Consider the following 21,553-nt stretch of genomic DNA (forward strand, 5'->3'; position numbering starts at 1 on the left):
TGCTGCTCCGGTTGCCCGGGGCTGTCCCGGGCCGTCCCTCGGCACCACCGGTCTTCCTTCAATGCACTTGGACGGACGTCGGGCGCCGCCGGGATTTATCCGTAAGTGCATCTGAAGTCTTTGGAGTGACCCGTGGCTGCCAACTGCGACGTCTGCGGCAAGGGGCCGGGCTTCGGCAACAACATCTCGCACTCGCACCGCCGTACCCGCCGTCGTTGGAACCCCAACATCCAGACGGTGCGTGCTGTGGTCGGTCGGACGCCGAAGCGCCTCAATGTCTGCACCTCGTGCATCAAGGCCGGCAAGGTCGCGCGCTGACGCATAGGACGTCGTAGCGCAGCCTTTGCGGCTACCGGAGCCGGTCCACCCTCGTGGTGGACCGGCTTTCTGCTGTGCTCTCCCGTAGGCCCCGTCAGCGCTGCCGCCAGGCGTGGTCCACAGGGCCGATCCCGCCGCCCAGCGGGAAGCCCGCCGCGATGGCGCCGGTGACGTACTCCTTGGCGGCGCGGGCCGCATCCGGGACGTCCAGCCCCCGTGCCAGGAACGAGGCGACGGCGGACGCCAGGGTGCAGCCGGTGCCGTGGGTGTGCCGGTTGTCGTGGCGCGTGGCGCGCAACCAGTACTCACTGCTGCCGTCGGTGAACAGGTCGACGGCGTCGCCGCTCAGGTGGCCGCCCTTGATCAGCACCCAGCGGGGGCCGCACTTGAGGACGGCCGCCGCGGCCTCGCGCATGGCCGGCTCGCAGTCCACCACGACTCCCGTGATCTGGCGCACCTCGTCCAGGTTGGGGGTCGCGACGGTGGCCAGCGGCAGCAGCCGCGTCCGTACGACCTCGACCGCGTCGGCCGCCAGCAGCGGGTCGCCGTGCTTGGAGACGCCGACGGGGTCGACGACCACGGGGACGTCGAGTGGGGCGAGGAGTTCGGCGACGGCGGTGACGAGCCCGGCCGAGGAGAGCATCCCGGTCTTCACCGCCTGTACGCCGATGTCGTCCACGACGCTGCGGAACTGGGCCCGTACGGCCTCGACCGGGAGTTCCCAGGCGCCCTGGACGCCCAGCGAGTTCTGCGCGGTGACGGCGGTGACCACGCTCATCCCGTGGACGCCGAGGGCGAGCATGGTCTTCAGGTCGGCCTGGATGCCCGCGCCGCCGCCGGAGTCGGAGCCGGCGACGGTGAGCACGCGTGGTGGGATCGTCATACGGCGAATCTAGTCGCCGCTACTCGGCCCCGAAGTGGTCCCAGCCGCCCGCCTTGTCCCAAGGGGCGCCGTCCACGGTGACCTGGGGTGTCGTGGTGACCTTCACCACCCGGCCGATGACCCGCCAGCGGGCGGGCAGCTTCGCGTCCGGGGGGAAGGCCGCGACTATCGCGTGGTCCTCTCCCCCGGTCAGCACCCAGTGCAGCGGGTCGACCCCGACGGCCTGGCCGATGTCGGCCATCTGCGCCGGGATGTCGATGTCGGCGGAGGACAGGTCGATGGTGACGCCGCTGGCGGCGGCGATGTGGCCGAGGTCGGCGACGAGCCCGTCGCTGACGTCGGTCATGGCCGTCGCGCCGAGTTCCGCTGCGGCGGGACCGGCGTGGTACGGCGGTTCGGGACGGCGGTGCGCCTCGACGAAGGCGCGCGGGGAACGGAATCCCCGGGAGAGGACGGCGAGTCCCGCCGCGGACCAGCCCAGCCAGCCGGTGACGGCGACGACGTCCCCGGGGCGGGCACCGGATCGGGTGACGGGTTCCCGGTCGCGCAGGTCACCCAGTGCCGTGATGGACACCATGATCGTGTCACCGCGGACGACGTCGCCGCCGACCACGGCCGCGCCGGCCACCTGGCACTCGTCCCGGATGCCGTCCATCAGCTCGACCGGCCAGGTCACCGGCAGGTCGGCCGGGACCACCAGGGCCAGCAGCACCGCGGTCGGCACGGCGCCCATGGCGGCGATGTCGGCGAGGTTCTGCGCGGCGGCCTTGCGACCCACGTCGTAGGCGGTGGACCAGTCACGGCGGAAGTGCCGCCCCTCGACAAGCGCGTCGGTGGTGGCCACCACCCGCCGGTCCGGGGCGGCGACCACGGCGGCGTCGTCACCCGGTCCGAGCCGGACGGCGGGGCTGGAGGTGAGCCGGGCGGTCAACTCCCTGATGAGCCCGAACTCCCCCAGTTCGCCCACGGTGCCCTTCATCTGACTGTCCCCTTCACCTGGCCGGTCCCCTTCTGTGTGCGCTGGCGCGGCGGCTTCGGCACGGCCGGTACCGCGCGGGTCTCCCCGCGGCATGCGGCGACGCGGTACCGTGACGTTCCCTCCCACATGATCCTCGTAGCCGCCCTGGAGGTTCCGTGGTACAGGCGTACATTCTGATCCAGACCGAGGTCGGGAAGGCCTCGGCAGTAGCGGAGGTGATCTCCAAGATTTCCGGGGTCATCCAGGCCGAGGACGTCACCGGGCCGTACGACGTGATCGTGCGTGCCCAGGCCGACACGGTCGACGACCTGGGGCGCCTCGTGGTGGCGAAGGTGCAGCAGGTGGACGGGATCACCCGCACCCTGACCTGTCCGGTCGTCCATCTGTAGGCCCCCTGTAGGCTCGGCGGGTGATGTACCGCCGGGTAGCGCTAGTCTCCGTGTCCGCCGTCGCGTGCCTGTCCGCGGCGGCGGTCTGGATTTCCGCCTCCGACGGTGCCGCGGGCGGGGTCGCCGTCCCGTCGCCCTCCGCCGACGCCGCCCGGTTGTGCGGTGCCCTCCACGACGCGCTGCCCGGGAAGGTCGACGGCCTGTCGAAGCGATCGGTGAGCCCCGTCTCCGGCCTCACCGCCGGATGGGGGGATCCTACGGTGGTGCTGCGCTGTGGCGTGCCGCGACCGGAGATGCTGACCCCCGGCAACCCGGCGTACAACCCCACCGCGGAGGCGGTGGAGGTCAATGGCGTGAGCTGGCTCATCGAGAGGACCGACGACGGTTACCGCTTCACGACGACCGGCCGCAAGGCCTTCGTCGAGGTGACCGTACCCGCCAAGTACCGGCCCGAGGTCGACCCGCTGACCGACCTCGGGCACGCCGTGGAGACGACGATCCCCTCCGAGCTCTGACGGACCCGGCCCACCACTGCCGGCGGGCCCCGGCTCAGCGCAGGCCGGTGGGGCGCCGCAGCGCGGCCTGGATCAGCCGGTCCACCAGTTCCGCGTAGCCGACGCCGCTCTCCCGCCACATGCGCGGGTACATGGAGATCGGCGTGAAGCCGGGCATCGTGTTGATCTCGTTGATCACGAACTCGCCGTCGTCCTGCAGGAAGAAGTCCGCGCGGACCAGGCCCTCGCAGGAGGCCGCGTCGAAAGCGGCCACGGCCAGCCGCTGCACCTCGGCTGTCTGCTGCGGGGTCAGCGGCGCGGGGACGACGCCCTCGGCGGAGTCGATGTACTTGGCCTCGAAGTCGTAGAAGTCGTGCGCCGTGACCGGCGGGATCTCCGCGGGGACGGAGGCGCGCGGGCCGTCCTCGAACTCCAGGACGCCGCATTCGATCTCGCGGCCCCGCAGCAGCGACTCCACGAGCACCTTGGGGTCGTGCCGACGGGCCTCCTCGATCGCCGCGTCCAGGCCGGCGAGGTCGTCCACCTTGCTGATGCCCATCGAGGACCCGGCGCGGGCCGGCTTCACGAAGACCGGCCAGCCGTGGTCGGCGGCGAAGTCCACGACCTTCTTGCGGGCCGCGGCCGGGTCGTGCTCCCACTCCCGGGGGCGGATCACGACGTACGGGCCGACGGGCAGGCCGAAGGAGGTGAAGACGCGCTTCATGTACTCCTTGTCCATACCGACGGCGGAGGAGAGCACGCCGGAGCCCACGTAGGGCACGCCGGAAAGCTCCAGCAGGCCCTGGAGGGTGCCGTCCTCGCCGTACGGGCCGTGCAGCATGGGGAAGACGACGTCGACGTCGCCCAGGACCTTGGGCACCGAGCCGGGCTCGCTGTAGACGACCTCGCGGCTGGCCGGGTCCACCGGCAGCAGCACCGAGCCGTCGGAGGACTCGGTGAGCTGCGCGACGCTCGGCAGCGTACGGTCGGCGATCGCCATCCGGGACGGGTCGTCGGCGGTCAGCGCCCAACGGCCGTCGGTGGTGATGCCGATCGGCAGCACGTCGTACTTGTCGCGGTCGATCGCGCTCAGCACGGCGCCTGCGGTGACGACCGAGATGGCGTGCTCGGAGCTGCGTCCGCCGAAGACGACGGCGACGCGCGGCTTGCGGGAAGAAGGCTGAATGCTCATGTCGCGTTGACCTTACCGGTTCCGGACGTCAGCGTTCCGACTTCGCGGACCGCGACATCAGCTCCTTGACCGCGACGACCGGCTGCTTCCCGTTGTGCACGATGTCGACGACGGTCTCGGTGATGGGCATGTCGACGCCGTGCCGGCGCGCCAGGTCGAGCACCGACTCACAGGACTTGACGCCCTCGGCGGTCTGCCGGGTGACCGCGATGGTCTCCTCCAGCGTCATGCCCTTGCCCAGGTTGAAGCCGAAGGTGTGGTTGCGGGACAGCGGCGAGGAGCAGGTCGCGACGAGGTCGCCCAGGCCCGCCAGACCGGAGAAGGTCAGCGGGTCCGCGCCGAGCGCGATGCCGAGCCGAGTGGTCTCCGCCAGCCCGCGCGTGATCAAGGAGCCCTTGGTGTTGTCGCCCAGTCCCATGCCGTCCGCGATGCCGACGGCCAGGCCGATCACGTTCTTCACCGCGCCGCCGAGTTCGCAGCCGACGACGTCGGTGTTGGTGTACGGACGGAAGTACGCCGTGTGGCTGGCGGCCTGCAGCCGCTTGGCGACGGCCTCGTCGCGGCAGGCGACCACGCAGGCGGCGGGCTGCCGCGCGGCGATCTCCTTGGCCAGGTTGGGGCCGGACAGCACGGCGACGCGCTCCGGGCCCGCCTTGGCGACCTCCTCGATGACCTCGCTCATCCGCTTGGCCGTGCCGAGTTCGACGCCCTTCATCAGGCTGACCAGCACCGAGTCGCGGGGCAGCAGCGACTGCCACTCGGCCAGGTTGCCACGCAGCGTCTGCGACGGTACGGAGAGGATCACGAACTCCGCGTCCCGGGCGGCCTCGGCGGGGTCGGTGGTGGCGGTGATCGTCGGGGGCAGCTCGACACCGGGCAGGTAGTACGGGTTGGTGCGCGTGCTGTTGACGGCCTCGACCACCTCGGGACGGCGGCCCCACATGGTCACCTGGGCGCCGGCGTCGGCGAGCACCATCGCGAAGGCGGTGCCCCAGGAGCCCGCGCCGTACACCGCGCAGCGCGTCGTCACTTGGTGATCCCCTTCTGCTTGCGCGGGTCGAAGCGCTCCGCGGGCGGGGTCGCACCGCGCAGTTCGCCCAGCAGTTCACTGATGGCGGCCATGATGGCGTCGGTGGCGTCCCTGAGCACCTCGGCGCTGGCGTCCTGCCCGTAGAAGGCCGACAGGTCCACCGGCGGCCCGGCGACGACCCGCAGGGTCTTGCGCGGGAAGAGGCGGAGCTTTTTCTCCTTGGCGTACGGGGGCATGACCTCGTTGGCGCCCCACTGGGCGACCGGGATCACGGGGGCCTTGGTCATCAGCGCGACCCGGGCGACGCCGGTCTTGCCCACCATCGGCCACATCTCGGGGTCGCGGGTCAGCGTGCCCTCCGGGTAGAAGGCGACGCACTCGCCGGAGTTGATGGCGTCCACCGCGGACCGGAAGGCGTTGGCGGCGTCGGTGCTCTCCCGGTAGACGGGGATCTGGCCGGTGCCGCGCAGGATCGTGCCGACGAAGGCGGGCTTGAACAGCGGCGCCTTCGCCAGGAAGCGGGGGACCCGCCCGGTGTTGTACTGAAAATGCGCGTACGACAGTGGGTCGAGGTACGAGTTGTGGTTGACCGCCGTGATGAATCCGCCCTCGGCCGGAATGTGCTCCATTCCGCGCCAGTCCCGCTTGAAGAGAACGACAAGCGGCGGTTTGGCGATGACGGCTGCGAGCCGGTACCAGAAGCCGATTCTGCGGCGGGACACCAGAACTCCTCCTCGTTCCGCCGCCGACCCGGGATCACCGGACCGCGGCCTGCTGTGGTCGACGGCACCGTACGGCCGGTGCGGCCGCACAAGTGTCGCCGGTAGGGGCACCGTAACGCCAGGGCGAAAGGCCCCCGGGTGTGCCCCTGACGCAAGCGCCGAGGCCAGGGGCCCGGGCGCGTACCGTCCGGGCACGTATCCGGGAGATCGTGCACCCGGAGGCGGACCGCCGGGAAGGGGGGTTGGGGGCAGGGTGGCGGTGGCCCCGGCGGACCCGAGCACAATAGTTCGGTGTCGCCACCCGTGGAATGGTCGCTCGTCGTCCCGCTGAAGCCGCTGACCGCCGCCAAGAGCCGCCTCGCGGAGGCCGTCGGCCCGGTGCGGACCGGGCTGGCACTGGCCTTCGCGCAGGACACCGTGGCCGCCGCGCTCGCCTGCGAGGCGGTACGAAATGTGACGGTCGTCACCGATGACCCGCTCGCCGGGGCCGCGCTGGGGGCCCTTGGGGCGCGCATTCAGCCGGACTCCCCGGCGGCCGGCCTCAACGCCGCACTGCGGCACGGCGCCGAAGCGGTCCGGCAGAGCCTGCCCGCGGCGGCCGTGGCGGCCCTGAACGCCGATCTCCCGGCCTTGCGGCCCGCCGAACTGGCCGCGGTGCTCCGTGCGGCCGGCCGGTGCCCTGGACGGTCGTTTCTGGCCGACGCGGCCGGAATCGGCACCACGCTGCTGGCGGCCACCCCCGGGGCCGCCCTCGCGCCGGCCTTCGGAGGTCCCTCGCGGGCCCGCCACCGGGCCTCCGGCGCCCATGAGATCGCCCTGCCGGACGTGGACTCCGTACGCCGGGACGTGGATACGGGCGAGGACCTGACCGCCGCCCTGGTCCTGGGGGTCGGGCCGCATACGCGGGCGCTGCTGCGGCCCGGACTTCGGGCGGCCACGCGGGACGGCGCCGCGGGAGCCGGGCCCGGCGGGTGCCCGGCCACGGGCGCACCGGCTCCGGGCAGCGGTGCCCGATAGGCTGAGACCCATGCAGGCCACCGCGTACACCTACGACCCCGAGACCCGCGCCGGCAGCGTGCTGCTGGATGACGGGACGCCGCTGCCGTTCGACGCGGCGGCGTTCGACGCCGGTGGACTGCGGCTGCTGCGGCCCGGCCAGCGGGTGCGGATCCGCACCGAGGGCAGCGGGGACGGGCGCCGGGTGGTGTTCGTGACGCTGCAGACCTTCCCCGACCCGGGGGCCTGAGCACATGACGACACGGGCCGGGTGCCCCTGACTCAGGGGTACCCGGCCCGTCGGCGTGTGCGGGTCCGCGGAATCGCTACCGCTTGGCGGTCCGCTTGGTGGCGGCCTTCCGGGCCGCGGACTTGGCGGGCGCCTTCTTGGCCGGGGCGGTCTTCTTGGCGGCCGCCTTCTTCGCCGTGGTCTTCTTGGCGGCCGCCGTCGTCGCCTTGGCCGCGGTGGCCTTCTTGGCCGTGGCCTTGGCGGCGGTGGTCTTCTTGGCGGCCGCCTTCGCGGTGGTGGCCTTCTTCGCCGTCGTCTTCTTCGCGGCGGCCTTCTTGGTGGTGGCTTTGGCGGTGACGCCTCCGCTCAGGCTGCCCTTGGGCGCCTTCTTGACGGAGACCTCTCCGGCCTTGGGGAGCTTCTTCGACCCGCTGACCAGGTCCTTGAAGCCCTGACCGGCACGGAAGCGCGGGACGGAGGTCTTCTTGACCCGGACCCGTTCCCCGGTCTGGGGGTTGCGGGCGTAGCGGGCGGGACGCTCCACCTTCTCGAACGAGCCGAAGCCGGTGACCGAGACCCGGTCCCCGCTCACCGTCGCGCGGACGATCGCGTCCAGGACGGCGTCGACCGCGTCCGCGGCCTGCTGACGGCCGCCGAGCTTGTCGGCAATCGCTTCAACGAGCTGCGCCTTGTTCACGTCTTCCCCTTCGGAAACTTGCCCGGCGATGAAGTTCGGGCTTTTTCGCACGCTAGGCGGATATATACCGCAAATCAAATACGAAACGGGCGAATCACCCTTGTGCCGCAACGAACTCGGGGCTCAGGAAGGCCTTTGATCGGGGAATCGGCCTTCGTCGAGGTCCTTCATCAGTTCCTCCAGACGCCTTGCCGCACCCGCGAGATCGTGCTTCGCGGCCGCGGTGATGACGAGCAGCCGCCGGGTCAACTGCATCCTGACGTCCTCCGGCACTTGCAGACCCGCCACACGGGTGTGGGCCTGCTTCAACCTGGCAGCGAGGAACCCGTACAGCTCGAGTTGGCCATCGTGTTCCATGTGCCGATTGTGTCATCTGCGGTGAGTTGTCACGAGGTGTGGAGCCGAACACGCCGCAGCGCCCCCCGCCCGGTGGGGCGGGGGGCGCTGCGGAGGTGGGCCGACGGGCGGCCGCGAGGGCCGCCGGACCGCTCAGACCTGCAGGGTCTGCGGCTTGAAGGAGGGGCGCTTGGCCTCGTACGCGGCGATGTCGGCCTCGTTCTGCAGGGTGAGGCTGATGTCGTCCAGGCCGTTGAGCAGCCGCCAGCGGGCGTTGTCGTCCAGCTCGAAGGGGGCGGTGATCCCCTCGGCGCGGACCTCGCGGGCCTGCAGGTCGACGGTGATCTCGACCGACGGGTCGGCCTCGGTCAGCTGCCAGAGCTCCTCGACCGTCTCCTGCGGCAGGATCACGGTGAGCAGGCCGTTCTTCAAGGAGTTGCCGCGGAAGATGTCGGCGAAGCGCGAGGAGATCACGGCCTTGAAGCCGTAGTTCTGCAGGGCCCACACCGCGTGCTCACGGGAGGAGCCGGTGCCGAAGTCCGGGCCGGCGACCAGCACGGTCGCCCCCTGGCGCTCGGGCCGGTTGAGGACGAACTCGGGGTCCTTGCGCCAGGCCTCGAACAGGCCGTCCTCGAAGCCGTTGCGGGTGACCTTCTTCAGCCAGTGGGCCGGGATGATCTGGTCCGTGTCGGCGTTGCTGCGGCGCAGCGGGACGGCGCGGCCGGTGTGCGTGGTGAAAGCTTCCATCGTTCTCAGGCCTCCAGGACGGCTGCGCCGGGAAGATCGGCGGGGGACGAGAGGCGGCCGGTGACCGCGGTCGCGGCCGCGACCTGCGGCGACACCAGGTGCGTGCGGCCGCCCTTGCCCTGCCGTCCCTCGAAGTTGCGGTTGGAGGTGGACGCGGAGCGCTCACCGGGGGCCAGTTGGTCGGGGTTCATGCCCAGACACATCGAACAGCCCGCGTGCCGCCACTCGGCACCCGCCTCCTTGAAGACCTTGTCCAGGCCCTCCTCCACGGCCTGCAGGGCGACCCGGACCGAGCCGGGGACGACCAGCATCCGCACGCCGTCGGCGATCTTGCGGCCCTTGACGACGGAGGCGGCGGAGCGCAGGTCCTCGATACGGCCGTTGGTGCAGGAGCCGACGAAGACGGTGTCGACCCGCACCTCGCGCAGCGGCGTACCGGGCTCCAGTGCCATGTACTCCAGCGCCTTCTCTGCGGCCAGGCGGTCGCTGGCGTCCTCGAAGCCGGCCGGGTCCGGCACGGAGGCGCTCAGCGGGGCGCCCTGGCCGGGGTTGGTGCCCCAGGTGACGAACGGGGACAGTGAGGCGGCGTCGATGACGACCTCGCGGTCGAAGACGGCGTCCTCGTCGGTCCTGAGCGTCTCCCAGTACGCGACCGCGGCGTCCCAGTCCTCGCCCTGCGGGGCGTGCGGACGGCCCTGCAGGTATTCGAAGGTGGTCCGGTCCGGGGCGATCATGCCGGCCCGGGCGCCCGCCTCGATCGACATGTTGCAGATGGTCATCCGGGCCTCCATCGAGAGCTTCTCGATGGCCGAGCCGCGGTACTCGATGACGTAGCCCTGGCCGCCGCCGGTGCCGATCCTGGCGATGATCGCCAGGATCAGGTCCTTGGCGGTGACACCGTCGGGCAGCTCGCCGTCGACGGTGATCGCCATGGTCTTGAACGGGGCCAGCGGCAGGGTCTGGGTGGCCAGCACGTGCTCGACCTGGCTGGTGCCGATGCCGAACGCCAGCGCGCCGAAGGCGCCGTGCGTGGAGGTGTGGCTGTCACCGCAGACGACCGTCATGCCCGGCTGGGTCAGGCCCAGCTGCGGACCGACGACGTGCACCACGCCCTGCTCGACGTCGCCCAGCGGGTGCAGTCGCACTCCGAACTCGGCGCAGTTCTTGCGCAGCGTCTCCAGCTGCGTGCGCGAGACCGGGTCGGAGATCGGCTTGTCGATGTCGAGGGTGGGGGTGTTGTGGTCCTCGGTCGCGATGGTGAGGTCCAGCCGGCGCACCTGGCGGCCGTTCATCCGCAGACCGTCGAAGGCCTGCGGGCTGGTGACCTCGTGGAGCAGGTGCAGGTCGATGAAGAGGAGGTCGGGCTCGCCCTCGGCGCGCCGCACGACGTGATCCTCCCAGACCTTTTCCGCGAGTGTCCTTGCCATCGCATTCCCTCCGACCGGCCGCTCTGCCGGCCTGTTCGTCGTTGCCCTGCGTGTCCGCCCCCTCGTGAGGGGTGGCCGCAGCGGCCTGTGCATCCAGCGTGCCGCGTCCGCCGGAAAATTGAACTTGCGTTTCACAGAGTGAGACGCAAGTATCGTTGCATGGACAACAGTAGTGGCGTCGGCGTTCTCGACAAGGCGGCTCTGGTGCTCAGCGCACTGGAGTCCGGCCCGGCCACCCTGGCCGGGCTCGTGGGTGCCACGGGTCTCGCCCGCCCCACCGCACACCGCCTCGCCGTCGCCCTGGAGCACCACCGCATGGTGGCGCGCGACATGCAGGGGCGCTTCATCCTGGGCCCTCGGCTGTCCGAACTGGCCGCCGCGGCGGGCGAGGACCGCCTGCTGGCCACGGCCGGCCCGGTGCTCACGCACCTTCGCGACATCACCGGCGAGAGCGCCCAGCTCTACCGTCGCCAGGGCGACATGCGCATCTGCGTGGCCGCCGCCGAGCGGCTGTCCGGACTGCGGGACACCGTCCCGGTCGGCTCCACGCTGCCGATGAAGGCCGGATCCGCCGCCCAGGCCCTGCTCGCGTGGGAGGAGCCGGAGCGGCTCCACCGCGGACTGCAGGGGGCCCGCTTCACGGCCACCGCGCTCTCCGGCGTACGGCGGCGCGGCTGGGCCCAGTCGATCGGAGAGCGCGAGCCGGGTGTGGCCTCCGTCTCGGCCCCGGTGCGCGGCCCGTCCAACCGCGTGGTGGCGGCGGTGTCCGTCTCCGGCCCGATCGAGCGGCTCACCCGGCACCCCGGGCGCATGCACGCCCAGGCCGTCGTGGACGCCGCCGCCCGCCTGTCCGAGGCACTGCGTCGCAGCGGCTGAGGCCGGGGCACCGGCCTCAGGCCGCCCGCTCCTCGCCCGCCTTCAGCCGCTGCGCCGCCGTCTCACCGCGGCGTCCCACCGGGACGACCCCCGTCGCGGCGCCCAGCCCGAAAGCGGGCATGTCGACGTACACGGACTCGTGGCCGCCCGCCGGCACGGCATACGTCTCGTGCCAGAAGCCCACTGCGCCCTTGCCGGCCCGCGCGCGGCGGTTGAACGCCGCCCACGCGGGCCGGTGCTGCTTGTCCTGCTGGGAGGCGTACGCGAAGAGCGCCTCCGTGGACTTCCAGTACTGGACGACGTAGATCACCCGGGGCCCGCCGAACAGCAGCCGGTACCCGAGGAAGCCGCTCCCGTCGTCCTGCGACAGCTCCCGCAGCATGCGCGGCATGGCCCGGAACACGGGGAGCCAGCTGCCCAGCGACCGGAAGCGGTTGATCCGCATCCCGATGAGGAACACGACGATGCCCCCCTCGGCGGCGGCGGTGCTGCGACCCGGAATCACCTGCGCGGACATGCTTCTCCCCCTGCCATCCGTATTGGATAGCGGCACTATCCATGCTTAGATAGTGCCACTATCCAATGGAGGGCGCAAGGGAATGCGACTGGCGGAGCTGAGCGAACGCAGCGGCGTGGCGACGGCCACGATCAAGTACTACCTGCGCGAGGGCCTGCTCCCGCCCGGCCGTCGCGTCACGGCCACGCAGGCCGAGTACGGGGAGGAGCACCTGCGCCGGCTGCGGTTCGTCCGGGCGCTGATCCAGATCGGCAAGGTGCCGGTGGCCACCGCGCGCGAGGTGCTCGCCGCGGTGGAGGACGAGTCGCTCAACCAGCACCTGCGGCTCGGCGCCGCCACCTACGTCCTGCCGCACGGCCCGGAGCCCGACGAGGACGACCCCGCGACCGAGACCGCCCGACGCGAGGTGGACGGGCTGATGGCCGAACTCGGCTGGCAGTACGGCGGCGAGGAGCACGGCCCCGCCCCCGCGTACCGGATGCTCGTCACGGCGGTCGCCGCCCTGACCCGCCTCGGATACCCCAGCAGCACACGGCACTTGGCGCCCTACGCGCGGCTCGCCGCCCAACAGGCCGTCCACGACCTGGATCTGGTGGAGACCTACGACACCCCGCTGGAACAGGCGGCCGCCGCCGTGACGCTCACGGTGCTCTACGAGCCGGTACTGCTGAGCCTGCGCCGGCTCGCCGAGGCCGAGGAGTCCCGGCGCCGCTTCGGAGTTGGGTGAGGCGTGGCACCGCAGTACACCAGGCGCGGAGGCGGGGCATGGGGACGGGGGGAGAAACGGAAGAGGCCCCCCGCCGAAGCGGAGGGCCACTCCTCGATGTACCCCCGACCGGATTCGAACCGGCGCTACCGCCTTGAGAGGGCGGCGTGCTAGGCCGCTACACAACGGGGGCAAGCCTTGTGGAAATGCGCTGGGGTACCAGGACTCGAACCTAGACTAAATGAACCAGAATCACTCGTGCTGCCAATTACACCATACCCCATGGTGTGTCAAGTACCCCCGACCGGATTCGAACCGGCGCTACCGCCTTGAGAGGGCGGCGTGCTAGGCCGCTACACAACGGGGGCCCTAGCGATCCCTGCCAGAGAGATCAGTACCCCCGACCGGATTCGAACCGGCGCTACTGCCTTGAGAGGGCAGCGTGCTAGGCCGCTACACAACGGGGGCTTTGCAGAAGATCTGCGCTGGGGTACCAGGACTCGAACCTAGACTAACTGAACCAGAATCAGTCGTGCTGCCAATTACACCATACCCCACCAAAACTCAACCCCCCGCGGGGGGTTTTGTTTGGCCGCGCTCCCCGTGCCAGCCTTTTCGGCCCGCCCGGGCGGCGCAGGAAGAACATTACCCGATCGGTGACGGGGCTCCAAAACGAGTATCCGCCGCCAGAAGCGCGGGCAGCTCCGCGAGCCCGGTGATCCGCCGCAGGTCCGGCTCGGTCACCGAATCCGTACGGTCCAGCCACACTCCGTACAGGCCCGCCGCGTCCGCGCCGCGCGCGTCGGTGTCGGCCTTGTCGCCCACGTAGGCGACCTCCTCCGGTGGCAGCCCCAGTGCCCGGCACCCTCCCAGGAAGGCTTCCGGCGCGGGTTTGGCGTGCCCCAGTTCCTGCGAGCACACCAGGCACTCGAAGCGGTCGCGCAGCCCCAGCCGGGCCAGCTTGCGCTCCTGGTGGGCGGTGCTGGAGTTGGACAGCAGGCCGTGCCGGTAGCCCGGGGTGAGGGCCTCCAGCGCCGGCACGACATCGGGGAAGACCGACCAGGCGGCCTCGAAGTGCACGTAGTAGGCCGCGAACCAGGCGTCGGCCACGGCATCACCCACGGACGGCCCCAGGAAGGCCCGGACCCGCTCCCTGCGGTGTTCGGTGAAGGTCAGCTCCCCGTTGAGGAAGCGCGCGTAGTGCGTCTCCATCACCTCGCGCCACATCCGCAGCGCCCGCTCCTCGCCGCCGAGCGCGCCGAGCAGACCCTCGGCCTCCAGGTGACGCAGCGCTCCGGCCCGCTCGGCGGCCGAGTAATCGAAGATCGTGTCGTCGATGTCCCAGAGCACGGCGCGGATCGGCATACGTCGACTCTAGTCCGGTGCTCCGTCCGGAGTACCGGTGTGTGGCGGCCACGGGGTGAACAGCGTCCGGCGGCTCTCGAAACGGCGCCGTTCGCCCGTCACGGGGTCGTCGAACTCCAGCACCCGGGCCAGCAGCCGCAGCGGGCGGGAGAAGTCTCCGGGCGCGGCCGGCGGCAGGACGTGCGGGTAGAGGGGGTCGCCGAGGATCGGCACCCCGAGGGCGTTCATGTGCACCCGCAACTGGTGGGTGCGACCGGTCTCGGGACGGAGCCGGTAGCGGGCCGGCCCGCCGAGGTGGTCAGGCACTTCCAGCAGTTCCACGTGACTGCGGGCGTTGGGCTCGCCGGGGACCTCGCGGGCCGCCATCTCACCGCGCTCCTTCACGATCCGGCTCTCCACCGTGCGCGGCAGCGCCAGGGCCGGGTCGTACCGGGCGACGGCCTCGTACTCCTTGCGCACCAGCCGGTCGCGGAAAATCGTCTGGTAGGCGCCGCGCAGCTCGGGGCGGATCACGAACATCACCACGCCCGCCGTCAGCCGGTCGAGCCGGTGGGCCGGGCTGAGCCCGGGCAGCGCGAGGTCGTGGCGCAGCCGGCTCAGCGCCGTCTGCACGACGTGGCCGCCGCGCGGCATGGTGGCGAGGAAGTGCGGCTTGTCGACGACGAGCAGCCGGTCGTCCCGGTGGAGCACCTCGATCGCGAAGGGCACCGGGACCTCCTGCGGCGGCTCCCGGTGGAACCAGACGTGGCCGCCCGGGCGGTAGGCGGCGTCAGGCGCGAGCGGTCCGTCGGCGCCGTGCACCTCCCCCGCCGCGAACATGGCGTCCACCCGCTCCGGGGGGACGGCCGCGCCCAGGCGGTCCACCAGATGGTCGCGGACCGTCGCCCACGCCCCGGTGCCGGGCAGCCGTACGCGCACGGGATCGACCCCGCGGCGCTGGGGCAGCGGGGCTGTCGGGGGGCTGGTCCTGCGGCGCATGGGACGGTCCGGGAAGCGTGCCGCCCCGGGCTTTTGGCCAAGGCCCGGGGCGGATCGGTGTACCGCGGTCAGCCGGCCAGCTTCGCCAGGGCGGCGTCGACGCGGGCCAGGGTGCGCTCGCGGCCGAGCACTTCGAGGGACTCGAAGAGCGGCAGTCCGACGGTGCGGCCGGTGACGGCGACCCGGACCGGCGCCTGGGCCTTGCCGAGCTTGAGGCCGTGGGTCTCACCGGCGGTGAGGACGGCGTTCTTGAGGGCTTCGGCGTTCCAGTCGGCGGCCGCCAGGTTCTCGCGGGCGGTGGTGAGCAGCGCCGCGGCCGCGGCCTGGTCCTTCATCGCCTTCTGCCAGGACGCCTCGTCCTCCGCCGGCGCGTCGAGGAAGAGGAAGTCGACGTTGTCGGTGATGTCGGAGAGCACGGTCAGACGGGTCTGCGCGTGCGGCGCGATCGCCTCGAAGGCGGCCTGGTCGAACGCCTCGGGCGCCCAGGGGGCGAACGGGGCCCTCAGCCACGGGCCACAGGCCTCGACGAACGCCTTGACGTCCAGCATGCGGATGTGGTCGGCGTTGATCGCCTCCGCCTTCTTGAGGTCGAAGCGCGCCGGGTTGGCGTTGACCGCGTCGATGTCGAAGGCGGCCACCATCTCCTCGACGGTGAAGACGTCGCGGTCGGCGGAGAGCGACCAGCCCAGCAGCGACAGGTAGTTGAGCAGGCCCTCGGGGAGGAAGCCGCGCTCGCGGTAGAGGTTGAGGGAGGACTGCGGGTCACGCTTGGAGAGCTTCTTGTTGCCCTCGCCCATGACGTACGGCAGGTGACCGAAGAGCGGGGTGGTGCCGTTGCCGACGCCGATCTCGGCGAGCGCGCGGTAGAGCGCGATCTGGCGCGGGGTGGAGGACAGCAGGTCCTCGCCGCGCAGCACGTGCGTGATCTCCATCAGCGCGTCGTCGACCGGGTTGACCAGCGTGTACAGCGGGGCGCCGTTGGCCCGGACGATGCCGTAGTCGGGCACGTTGTCCGGGGTGAAGGTCAGCTCGCCGCGGACCAGGTCGGTGAAGGTGATCGTCTCGTCCGGCATGCGGAAGCGGACGATGGGCTCGCGGCCCTCGCGCTCGTACGCGTCGACCTGCCCGGCGGTGAGGTCGCGGCAGTGGCCGTCGTAGCCGGAGGGACGGCCGGCGGCGCGGGCGGCGTCGCGGCGCTCGTCGAGCTCCTCGGTGGTGCAGTAGCACTTGTACGCGTGCCCGGACTCGATCAGCTTCGCGGCGACGTCCTGGTAGACGTCCATGCGCTGCGACTGCCGGTAGGGCGCGTGCGGGCCGCCGACCTCGGGGCCCTCGTCCCAGTCGAAGCCGAGCCAGCGCATGGCCTCCAGCAACTGCTGGTACGACTCCTCCGAGTCGCGGGCGGCGTCGGTGTCCTCGATGCGGAAGACCAGGCTGCCCCCGTGGTGGCGGGCGAACGCCCAGTTGAACAGGGCGGTGCGGACCAGGCCCACATGGGGGTTGCCGGTCGGCGAGGGGCAGAAACGTACGCGTACGGGTGCTGCGCTAGTCACGCTTGATCACCTTGTTGGTGAGAGTGCCGATGCCTTCGATGGTGACGGCGACCTCGTCGCCGACGTGGAGCGGTCCGACACCCGCCGGGGTGCCGGTGAGGACGACGTCGCCCGGGAGCAGCGTCATGGCCTCCGTGATGTGCACGATCAGGTCCTCGATGGAGCGGATCATCTGGCTCGTGCGGCCGGACTGGCGCAACTCGCCGCCCACGGTCGCGGTGACGGCGAGGTCGTTCGCGGCGGCGAGGTCGAGGTCCGTCTCGATCCAGGGGCCGATGGGGCACGAGGAGTCGAAGCCCTTGGCGCGCGCCCACTGCTTCTCGGCCTTCTGGGCGTCCCGCGCGGTGACGTCGTTGGCGCAGGTGTAACCGAGGATGACCTCGGCCACGCGCTCCCGCGGGACCTCGCGGCACATCCGGCCGATGACGACGGCGAGCTCGGCCTCGTGGTGCACCTCGTGCGAGAAGGAGGGGTACACGATGGGGTCGCCCGGGCCGATCACCGAGGTGGACGGCTTGAAGAAGGCGACCGGGACCTCGGGCACCTCGTTGCCCAGCTCTGCGGCGTGCTCGGCGTAGTTGCGGCCGATCGCGACGACCTTGCTGGGGAGCACCGGCGGCAGCAGCCGGACCTTGCTCAGCGGCACCTTGGTGCCGGAGCGCTCGAACTCGGCGAACGGGATGCCCTTGATGATGTCGAGGACGAGTCCGTCGGGGACGGACTCGTCGCCCTCGACGACGCCGAAGGCGACATTGCCGTCGATGGAGAACCTGGCGATGCGCACGGGAAGCAGCTCACCTCACTGGCCGGAGACTGACGCTCCAGGTTATCCCGGGGGTGGCTTGCGGACCCGCCCGCCGAGCCGCGCCTCAGGCGGTCGGCAGCTCCGTCAGGACGGTGCGGCGGGGGTTGGCGGTCTGCCGGGGCAGCACAACGGCTTCCGCGCCCTCGACGGCCGGGGCGACCTCTGCGGTCCGCGTGTCCTCGGCGTCCGTGAGGTGCGCGAGGGTGGTGCGGCGCGGGTTGGCTATGGGTCGCATGATCATGGTCGTCTTCATGGGACGGTCAGAACCTCGTGTGGTTACCGGGCGCCCGCCGGGGCGCGGTTGACGTAGTACACGGCTGTGTCAAACGTCAATCTATCGGCGCCCATTCCCCGATTCGGATGACCAATACAACGGCCAGCCTGTGATTTTCCTCACGAACGCAAGGACAAGCGGGGCGAATCGGTCGGCTCGTCGATACCACCGAAACCGACATCACGGCCGATCCGGACTCTTCACCCCCGGTTGGTGACAGCCGGGCACCGGCCGGGATGCCCCAACACCCCTGGAGAAAGCCCGGATTGCCGGAAGACATCCGAAAGCGCACCGACGCCGCGTGATCACCCGGACGCGCTGAGTCACGTGTTCCACTCGAAACCTGTCGGCCCTTGTTGGACGTGCGGCACTGTGCTGGAATTCCCCGGACCGCCGTATCAACAGATGCCGGCGCGCAGGGGGGAGCGTGCGATCGCCGAGCGGCGGCGGCCAATGGGTATCCGCCGGGGAGGGCGGGACTCCGAAGACTCGACACCGTCCTGCCGCCCGTGCGGGGGACGCCTGGTCCAGAGGTTGCGACGCTAGTGCAGGGACGTTTCAAGAGGGATGGCGGCGCTGCGGGCGACCCGGAACAGCGCGGTGGGACCGAACACGGCCCCACCCGCCGGGATGAGACCGCAGACGCCGGAACCGCGGGCGCGCAGAGCGGCGCCACGCCGGGGAGCGGTGTGCGCACCGGCCCGAAGCACGGCTCCCGAATAGCCATGCGCAACTGGCGCATCAGCACTCGTCTGGTGTCGCTGCTCGCGCTGCCGGTGGTCGCCGCGACCACGCTGGGTGCCCTGCGCATCCAGAGCTCGCTGGAGAACGTGCAGCAGTTGGAGGCCATGACCTCGCTGACCGACCTCACGGAGCAGGCGACCAAGCTCGCCGCCGCGCTCCAGGAGGAGCGAGACGTCTCGGCCGGCCCGCTGTCCAGCAAGCCCCGGGACGAGAACGACGACAACATCCAGGCGGCCCTGCAGAAGACCAAGCTGGCGCGCACGGCCTTCGTCAACGCCTCCAACGAGGTCTCGCCGGACCTCACGGGCGTCAACGCCTCCCTGACCGCGATCAACCGTCAGCTCGGCTCCCTCAGCGCCATTCGTGAGGGTGCGTACGAGCAGGACGGCTACATCGCGCAGACGGTCAGCGAGTACGACGAGCTCATCCAGTCGCTGATCGACCTCTCCCAGGAGATGGCCGAGGCCACCGGTAACTCGGACATGATCGCCAGCACCCGCGCGCTGGCGGCGTTCTCCGCCGCCAAGGAGTACGACTCCATCCAGCGCGCCGTCGTCAGTGCCGCGCTGGCCAACGACCGCCGCCTCAGCGCCAACGACTACCGCTACCTGGCGGGCGCCCACCGCTCCGAGGGCACGGAACTCAAGCAGTTCAGCCAGATCTACGGCCGCGCGAACTCCGAGGACCTCCTCAAGGGCCTGAGCGGCGGCAACGACATCGTCACCAAGGTCGACGAGCAGGCCGAGCGCATCGCGGCCTCCGAGTCGAGCATCCAGAACTTCCAGGGCACCTACCTGGACTGGGACGACGACGCCAAGACCAAGCTCCAGCTCATGGGCCAGATCGAGCAGACCCTGCTGCAGCAGATGCAGCAGCAGGCCCTGAAGCTGCGCGACGAGGCCCAGCAAGAGGCGATCATCAGCGGTGCGCTGATCCTCCTCGTGCTCGGCATCTCGGTCGTCGGCGCCTTCGTCGTCGCCCGCTCCATGGTCCGCTCGCTGCGCCGGCTGCAGGACACCGCCCAGGAAGTCGCCCAGAAGCGACTGCCCGAGCTGGTCAAGCAGCTCTCCGAGTCCGACCCGCAGGACGTCGACACCTCGGTCGAGTCGATCGGCATCCACACCCGGGACGAAATCGGCCAGGTGGCCCGCGCGTTCGACGAGGTCCACAGCGAGGCGGTCCGCCTCGCCGCCGAGCAGGCGCTGCTGCGAGGGAACGTCAACGCGATGTTCACCAACCTCTCACGCCGCAGCCAGGGCCTGATCCAGCGTCAGCTGAGCCTGATCTCCGAACTGGAGTCCCGCGAGGCCGACCCGGACCAGCTGTCCAGCCTCTTCAAGCTCGACCACCTCGCGACCCGTATGCGCCGGAACGGCGAAAACCTCCTCGTCCTCGCGGGCGAGGAGCCCGGCCGCCGCTGGACCCGCCCGGTCCCGCTGGTCGACGTCCTCCGTGCCGCGGCCTCCGAGGTGGAGCAGTACGAGCGCATCGAGCTCACCTCGGTGCCGGCCGTCGAGGTCACCGGCCGCGTCGTCAACGACCTCGTCCACCTGCTCGCAGAGCTGCTGGAGAACGCGACCTCGTTCTCCTCCCCGCAGACCAAGGTCAGGGTCACCGGTCACGCGCTGCCCGACGGCCGCGTGCTGATCGAGATCCACGACACCGGCATCGGCCTCTCCCCGGAGGACCTCGCCGACATCAACGAGCGGCTCGCCAACCCGCCGACGGTGGACGTCTCCGTCTCCCGCCGCATGGGTCTGTTCGTGGTCGGCCGCCTGTCCCTGCGACACGGCATCCGGATCCAGCTCCGTCCGTCCGACTCGGGCGGCACCACCGCGCTCGTCATGCTGCCGGTGGACGTCACCCAGGGCGGCGCCAAGCCGCAGCCCGGCGCGGGCAACCGCGGCCAGCAGCCGGGCGGTGCCCCCGACGCGGTTCCGGGCGGTCCCGCGGCGGCCATGGGCGCCGGCGCCCCAGGCACGGGGCTGGCCGGCATGCACCGCGGAGGGCAGCGCGGCCAGGTGTCCGGTTCCGCCGCACGTCCGGCGCTCAACTCCGGTCCCGGTACGGGCCCGCAGGGCGGCCGTCCGGGCGGCCCCGGTGCTCCGGCGGCGCCCGGCCCGCAGCGCTCGGGCCCGAGCTGGGCCAACGAGCAGGTCCCGGGTGGCCAGGGCAGGCCGCAGCAGCAACCGCAGCGGCACGCGGCTCCGCCGCAGCGTCCGGCTGCGCCGCAGCCGATGGGCGCGGCCCACGGCCCCGAGGCCGACATGCCGCGCGGTCACGAAGACCTGGAGTCCACGGCGCAGTTCGAGCGTCCGGACTTCAACGCCATGCCGCACGCCCCGCAGGGGTACGGCGGTCCGCAGATGCCCCAGGCCCCGCAGATGCCGCAGGCCCCGCAGATGCCCCAGGCCCCGCAGGCGCCGGCGATGCCGCAGCACGGTGGACAGGTCCCGCAGCAGCAGGGCCAGTTCACCCGCAGCGACGTCTTCCAGCGCCCCGCGGCTCCGCCGCAGACCCCGCACGTCCCGCAGACCCCGCCGCCCGCCCCGGCAGCGCCGCAGGGGCCGCGGCACTCCGCCGCGTACGCCCAGGGCCCCGGTGCCGGCCAGCAGCAGCAACCCACGGCGCCGCAGGCCGACCGGCAGCCGCTGCCGGCCGCCAGTGAGCCTATGGCGCTGCCCCCGGCCCCCGTACGCGGGGACGAGGCGAGCCCGATCTTCGACTCCCTCGAGTCGGACTGGTTCCGCACCGGTCGCGCGGAGCGCATGCAGCAGGTGCACGTCGAAAGCGGCCCGGTCGCCCCTCAGCGCAACGGCAACGGCCCCGGTGCCGGCGCGCCGACCCGGCCGCCGCAGCGTCCGCAGCAGCCCGCGCCGCAGCAGCACCCCCAGCAGCCGCAGCGGTCCCGCGCCGCCGAGTACCCGGCGCCGCCCTCGCACCCGGCACAGCCGGCGCAGCCGCCGCAGCCCCCGCGACGCGAACCGGCGACGTGGCGTTCCTCACCGAACGACGAGGTGTGGGAGCGCGCCGGCCAGGTGCGACAGCCGTCCGCGGGCGGGGTCACCCCCTCGGGCCTGCCCCGGCGGGTCCCCAAGGCCAACCTCGTCCCGGGAGCCGGTGCTCCCCAGCAAGCCCCACAGGGCGGTCCGCAGGTTTCCCGGGCCCCCGACGACGTGCGCGGACGCCTGACCAACCTCCGTCGCGGTATCCAGCAGGGTCGCCAGGCCGGTACGGGAATGACCGACGGCCGCGGCTTTGGCACCACTCACCAGCAGGAGCGTTAGTTGAGTCAG

The 21,553-nt window shown here is 71.6% G+C and carries 23 protein-coding genes and 5 tRNA genes; 8 read left to right on the top strand and 20 right to left on the bottom strand.

Annotation, left to right across the window (positions count from 1 at the left end):
- Positions 1-132: 132 nt before the first annotated feature.
- The gene (gene rpmB / locus ACRWNP_RS09755; RefSeq protein WP_014628431.1) at positions 133-318 is read left to right on the top strand and encodes a 50S ribosomal protein L28; all 186 of its coding nucleotides are present in this window, start codon (positions 133-135) and stop codon (positions 316-318) included.
- A 94-nt stretch (positions 319-412) separates the two neighbouring features.
- Here the strand turns inward: rpmB and thiD are convergent, their stop codons facing one another.
- Positions 413-1,201, bottom strand: coding sequence for a bifunctional hydroxymethylpyrimidine kinase/phosphomethylpyrimidine kinase (gene thiD / locus ACRWNP_RS09760; RefSeq protein WP_431960662.1), 789 nt, complete (start codon positions 1,199-1,201; stop codon positions 413-415).
- A 19-nt stretch (positions 1,202-1,220) separates the two neighbouring features.
- Positions 1,221-2,180 (bottom strand): thiamine-phosphate kinase, encoded by a 960-nt coding sequence (locus tag ACRWNP_RS09765; protein WP_431960663.1) that lies wholly within the window; start codon positions 2,178-2,180, stop codon positions 1,221-1,223.
- A 155-nt stretch (positions 2,181-2,335) separates the two neighbouring features.
- Here ACRWNP_RS09765 and ACRWNP_RS09770 point away from each other — a divergent pair, with 155 nt between their 5' ends.
- Both ACRWNP_RS09770 and ACRWNP_RS09775 read left to right on the top strand, forming a co-directional pair.
- Positions 2,336-2,569: an Lrp/AsnC family transcriptional regulator gene (locus tag ACRWNP_RS09770; protein WP_431960664.1), complete on the top strand. Its 234-nt coding sequence runs from the start codon at positions 2,336-2,338 to the stop codon at positions 2,567-2,569.
- A gap of 50 nt (positions 2,570-2,619) precedes the next feature.
- Positions 2,620-3,084, top strand: coding sequence for a DUF3515 domain-containing protein (locus tag ACRWNP_RS09775; RefSeq protein ID WP_431960665.1), 465 nt, complete (start codon positions 2,620-2,622; stop codon positions 3,082-3,084).
- 34 nt (positions 3,085-3,118) lie between these two features.
- Here the strand turns inward: ACRWNP_RS09775 and ACRWNP_RS09780 are convergent, their stop codons facing one another.
- Genes ACRWNP_RS09780 through ACRWNP_RS09790 form a run of 3 tightly spaced genes read right to left on the bottom strand, consistent with a single transcriptional unit; the run spans position 3,119 to position 6,007 of the window.
- Positions 3,119-4,255 carry a D-alanine--D-alanine ligase family protein gene (locus tag ACRWNP_RS09780; protein ID WP_431960666.1) on the bottom strand — a complete coding sequence of 379 codons (1,137 nt, stop codon included), beginning with the start codon at positions 4,253-4,255 and terminating at the stop codon, positions 3,119-3,121.
- A 28-nt stretch (positions 4,256-4,283) separates the two neighbouring features.
- Positions 4,284-5,285, bottom strand: a complete 1,002-nt coding sequence (locus ACRWNP_RS09785; RefSeq protein WP_431960667.1) for an NAD(P)H-dependent glycerol-3-phosphate dehydrogenase — start codon at positions 5,283-5,285, stop codon at positions 4,284-4,286.
- Entirely contained in the window at positions 5,282-6,007 is a 726-nt protein-coding gene (locus ACRWNP_RS09790) for a lysophospholipid acyltransferase family protein (RefSeq protein WP_431960668.1), read from the bottom strand. Before ACRWNP_RS09790 ends, ACRWNP_RS09785 begins: the two co-directional genes overlap by 4 nt.
- A gap of 291 nt (positions 6,008-6,298) precedes the next feature.
- Between ACRWNP_RS09790 and cofC the strand changes: the two genes are divergently transcribed.
- Positions 6,299-7,024, top strand: a complete 726-nt coding sequence (gene cofC / locus ACRWNP_RS09795; RefSeq protein ID WP_431960670.1) for a 2-phospho-L-lactate guanylyltransferase — start codon at positions 6,299-6,301, stop codon at positions 7,022-7,024.
- 10 nt (positions 7,025-7,034) lie between these two features.
- Positions 7,035-7,253: a hypothetical protein gene (locus ACRWNP_RS09800; protein ID WP_018562077.1), complete on the top strand. Its 219-nt coding sequence runs from the start codon at positions 7,035-7,037 to the stop codon at positions 7,251-7,253.
- Between the two features lie 76 nt (positions 7,254-7,329).
- Here ACRWNP_RS09800 and ACRWNP_RS09805 read toward each other — a convergent pair whose 3' ends face one another.
- The 4 genes from ACRWNP_RS09805 to leuC all read right to left on the bottom strand — a co-directional run bounded on the left by ACRWNP_RS09805 (position 7,330) and on the right by leuC (position 10,439).
- Complete coding sequence (locus tag ACRWNP_RS09805) at positions 7,330-7,929, bottom strand: HU family DNA-binding protein (RefSeq protein ID WP_431960672.1); 600 nt, start codon at positions 7,927-7,929, stop codon at positions 7,330-7,332.
- A 123-nt stretch (positions 7,930-8,052) separates the two neighbouring features.
- Positions 8,053-8,286 carry a hypothetical protein gene (locus ACRWNP_RS09810; RefSeq protein WP_361012465.1) on the bottom strand — a complete coding sequence of 78 codons (234 nt, stop codon included), beginning with the start codon at positions 8,284-8,286 and terminating at the stop codon, positions 8,053-8,055.
- Between the two features lie 132 nt (positions 8,287-8,418).
- Positions 8,419-9,012 (bottom strand): 3-isopropylmalate dehydratase small subunit, encoded by a 594-nt coding sequence (leuD, locus tag ACRWNP_RS09815; RefSeq protein WP_431960674.1) that lies wholly within the window; start codon positions 9,010-9,012, stop codon positions 8,419-8,421.
- A gap of 5 nt (positions 9,013-9,017) precedes the next feature.
- Positions 9,018-10,439 (bottom strand): 3-isopropylmalate dehydratase large subunit, encoded by a 1,422-nt coding sequence (leuC, locus tag ACRWNP_RS09820; RefSeq protein WP_431960676.1) that lies wholly within the window; start codon positions 10,437-10,439, stop codon positions 9,018-9,020.
- 159 nt (positions 10,440-10,598) lie between these two features.
- Between leuC and ndgR the strand changes: the two genes are divergently transcribed.
- Entirely contained in the window at positions 10,599-11,315 is a 717-nt protein-coding gene (gene ndgR, locus ACRWNP_RS09825; RefSeq protein WP_431960678.1) for an IclR family transcriptional regulator NdgR, read from the top strand.
- Between the two features lie 16 nt (positions 11,316-11,331).
- On the opposite strand, the gene ACRWNP_RS09830 is transcribed toward ndgR, so the two are convergent.
- Positions 11,332-11,832, bottom strand: a complete 501-nt coding sequence (locus tag ACRWNP_RS09830; protein ID WP_431960680.1) for a DUF4188 domain-containing protein — start codon at positions 11,830-11,832, stop codon at positions 11,332-11,334.
- A gap of 82 nt (positions 11,833-11,914) precedes the next feature.
- On the opposite strand from ACRWNP_RS09830, the gene ACRWNP_RS09835 reads away from it, so the two are divergent.
- Positions 11,915-12,559: a MerR family transcriptional regulator gene (locus ACRWNP_RS09835; RefSeq protein ID WP_431960682.1), complete on the top strand. Its 645-nt coding sequence runs from the start codon at positions 11,915-11,917 to the stop codon at positions 12,557-12,559.
- A 99-nt stretch (positions 12,560-12,658) separates the two neighbouring features.
- Here ACRWNP_RS09835 and ACRWNP_RS09840 read toward each other — a convergent pair.
- From ACRWNP_RS09840 to ACRWNP_RS09885, 10 genes are all read right to left on the bottom strand, one after another.
- Positions 12,659-12,731 (bottom strand) — tRNA-Glu (locus tag ACRWNP_RS09840).
- A gap of 18 nt (positions 12,732-12,749) precedes the next feature.
- Positions 12,750-12,821, bottom strand: a tRNA-Gln gene (locus ACRWNP_RS09845).
- Positions 12,822-12,833: 12 nt separating this feature from the next.
- Positions 12,834-12,906, bottom strand: a tRNA-Glu gene (locus tag ACRWNP_RS09850).
- Between the two features lie 27 nt (positions 12,907-12,933).
- Positions 12,934-13,006: transfer RNA gene (locus ACRWNP_RS09855), tRNA-Glu, on the bottom strand.
- Positions 13,007-13,023: 17 nt separating this feature from the next.
- A tRNA-Gln gene (locus tag ACRWNP_RS09860) sits at positions 13,024-13,095 on the bottom strand.
- Positions 13,096-13,183: 88 nt separating this feature from the next.
- Complete coding sequence (locus ACRWNP_RS09865; RefSeq protein WP_431960683.1) at positions 13,184-13,903, bottom strand: HAD family hydrolase; 720 nt, start codon at positions 13,901-13,903, stop codon at positions 13,184-13,186.
- Between the two features lie 9 nt (positions 13,904-13,912).
- Complete coding sequence (locus ACRWNP_RS09870; RefSeq protein WP_431960684.1) at positions 13,913-14,881, bottom strand: pseudouridine synthase; 969 nt, start codon at positions 14,879-14,881, stop codon at positions 13,913-13,915.
- A gap of 68 nt (positions 14,882-14,949) precedes the next feature.
- A complete protein-coding gene (gene gltX / locus ACRWNP_RS09875) occupies positions 14,950-16,434 on the bottom strand; it encodes a glutamate--tRNA ligase (protein WP_431960685.1) in 1,485 nt (494 codons plus the stop codon).
- Positions 16,427-17,218, bottom strand: coding sequence for a fumarylacetoacetate hydrolase family protein (locus ACRWNP_RS09880; RefSeq protein WP_431960686.1), 792 nt, complete (start codon positions 17,216-17,218; stop codon positions 16,427-16,429). The genes gltX and ACRWNP_RS09880 overlap by 8 nt, the downstream gene beginning before the upstream one ends.
- An 85-nt stretch (positions 17,219-17,303) precedes the next feature.
- Positions 17,304-17,492 carry a hypothetical protein gene (locus ACRWNP_RS09885; RefSeq protein WP_354795788.1) on the bottom strand — a complete coding sequence of 63 codons (189 nt, stop codon included), beginning with the start codon at positions 17,490-17,492 and terminating at the stop codon, positions 17,304-17,306.
- A 566-nt stretch (positions 17,493-18,058) separates the two neighbouring features.
- Here ACRWNP_RS09885 and ACRWNP_RS09890 point away from each other — a divergent pair.
- The gene (locus ACRWNP_RS09890) at positions 18,059-21,544 is read left to right on the top strand and encodes a sensor histidine kinase (RefSeq protein ID WP_431960687.1); all 3,486 of its coding nucleotides are present in this window, start codon (positions 18,059-18,061) and stop codon (positions 21,542-21,544) included.
- Positions 21,545-21,553 lie beyond the last annotated feature (9 nt).

It is taken from the genome of Actinacidiphila sp. bgisy160 (genome assembly GCF_965342435.1).
Lineage (GTDB): Bacteria > Actinomycetota > Actinomycetes > Streptomycetales > Streptomycetaceae > Actinacidiphila.

Bases quoted from the DNA above. Each gene is read 5' to 3' on its own strand.
- leuC (WP_431960676.1), bottom strand. From the start codon at position 10,439: ATGGCAAGGACACTCGCGGAAAAGGTCTGGGAGGATCACGTCGTGCGG.
- ACRWNP_RS09780 (WP_431960666.1), bottom strand. From the start codon at position 4,255: ATGAGCATTCAGCCTTCTTCCCGCAAGCCGCGCGTCGCCGTCGTCTTC.
- ndgR (WP_431960678.1), top strand. From the start codon at position 10,599: ATGGACAACAGTAGTGGCGTCGGCGTTCTCGACAAGGCGGCTCTGGTG.
- ACRWNP_RS09885 (WP_354795788.1), bottom strand. From the start codon at position 17,492: ATGAAGACGACCATGATCATGCGACCCATAGCCAACCCGCGCCGCACC.
- ACRWNP_RS09800 (WP_018562077.1), top strand. From the start codon at position 7,035: ATGCAGGCCACCGCGTACACCTACGACCCCGAGACCCGCGCCGGCAGC.
- leuD (WP_431960674.1), bottom strand. From the start codon at position 9,012: ATGGAAGCTTTCACCACGCACACCGGCCGCGCCGTCCCGCTGCGCCGC.
- ACRWNP_RS09830 (WP_431960680.1), bottom strand. From the start codon at position 11,832: ATGTCCGCGCAGGTGATTCCGGGTCGCAGCACCGCCGCCGCCGAGGGG.
- ACRWNP_RS09865 (WP_431960683.1), bottom strand. From the start codon at position 13,903: ATGCCGATCCGCGCCGTGCTCTGGGACATCGACGACACGATCTTCGAT.
- ACRWNP_RS09835 (WP_431960682.1), top strand. From the start codon at position 11,915: ATGCGACTGGCGGAGCTGAGCGAACGCAGCGGCGTGGCGACGGCCACG.
- ACRWNP_RS09870 (WP_431960684.1), bottom strand. From the start codon at position 14,881: ATGCGCCGCAGGACCAGCCCCCCGACAGCCCCGCTGCCCCAGCGCCGC.
- ACRWNP_RS09765 (WP_431960663.1), bottom strand. From the start codon at position 2,180: ATGAAGGGCACCGTGGGCGAACTGGGGGAGTTCGGGCTCATCAGGGAG.
- ACRWNP_RS09810 (WP_361012465.1), bottom strand. From the start codon at position 8,286: ATGGAACACGATGGCCAACTCGAGCTGTACGGGTTCCTCGCTGCCAGG.
- thiD (WP_431960662.1), bottom strand. From the start codon at position 1,201: ATGACGATCCCACCACGCGTGCTCACCGTCGCCGGCTCCGACTCCGGC.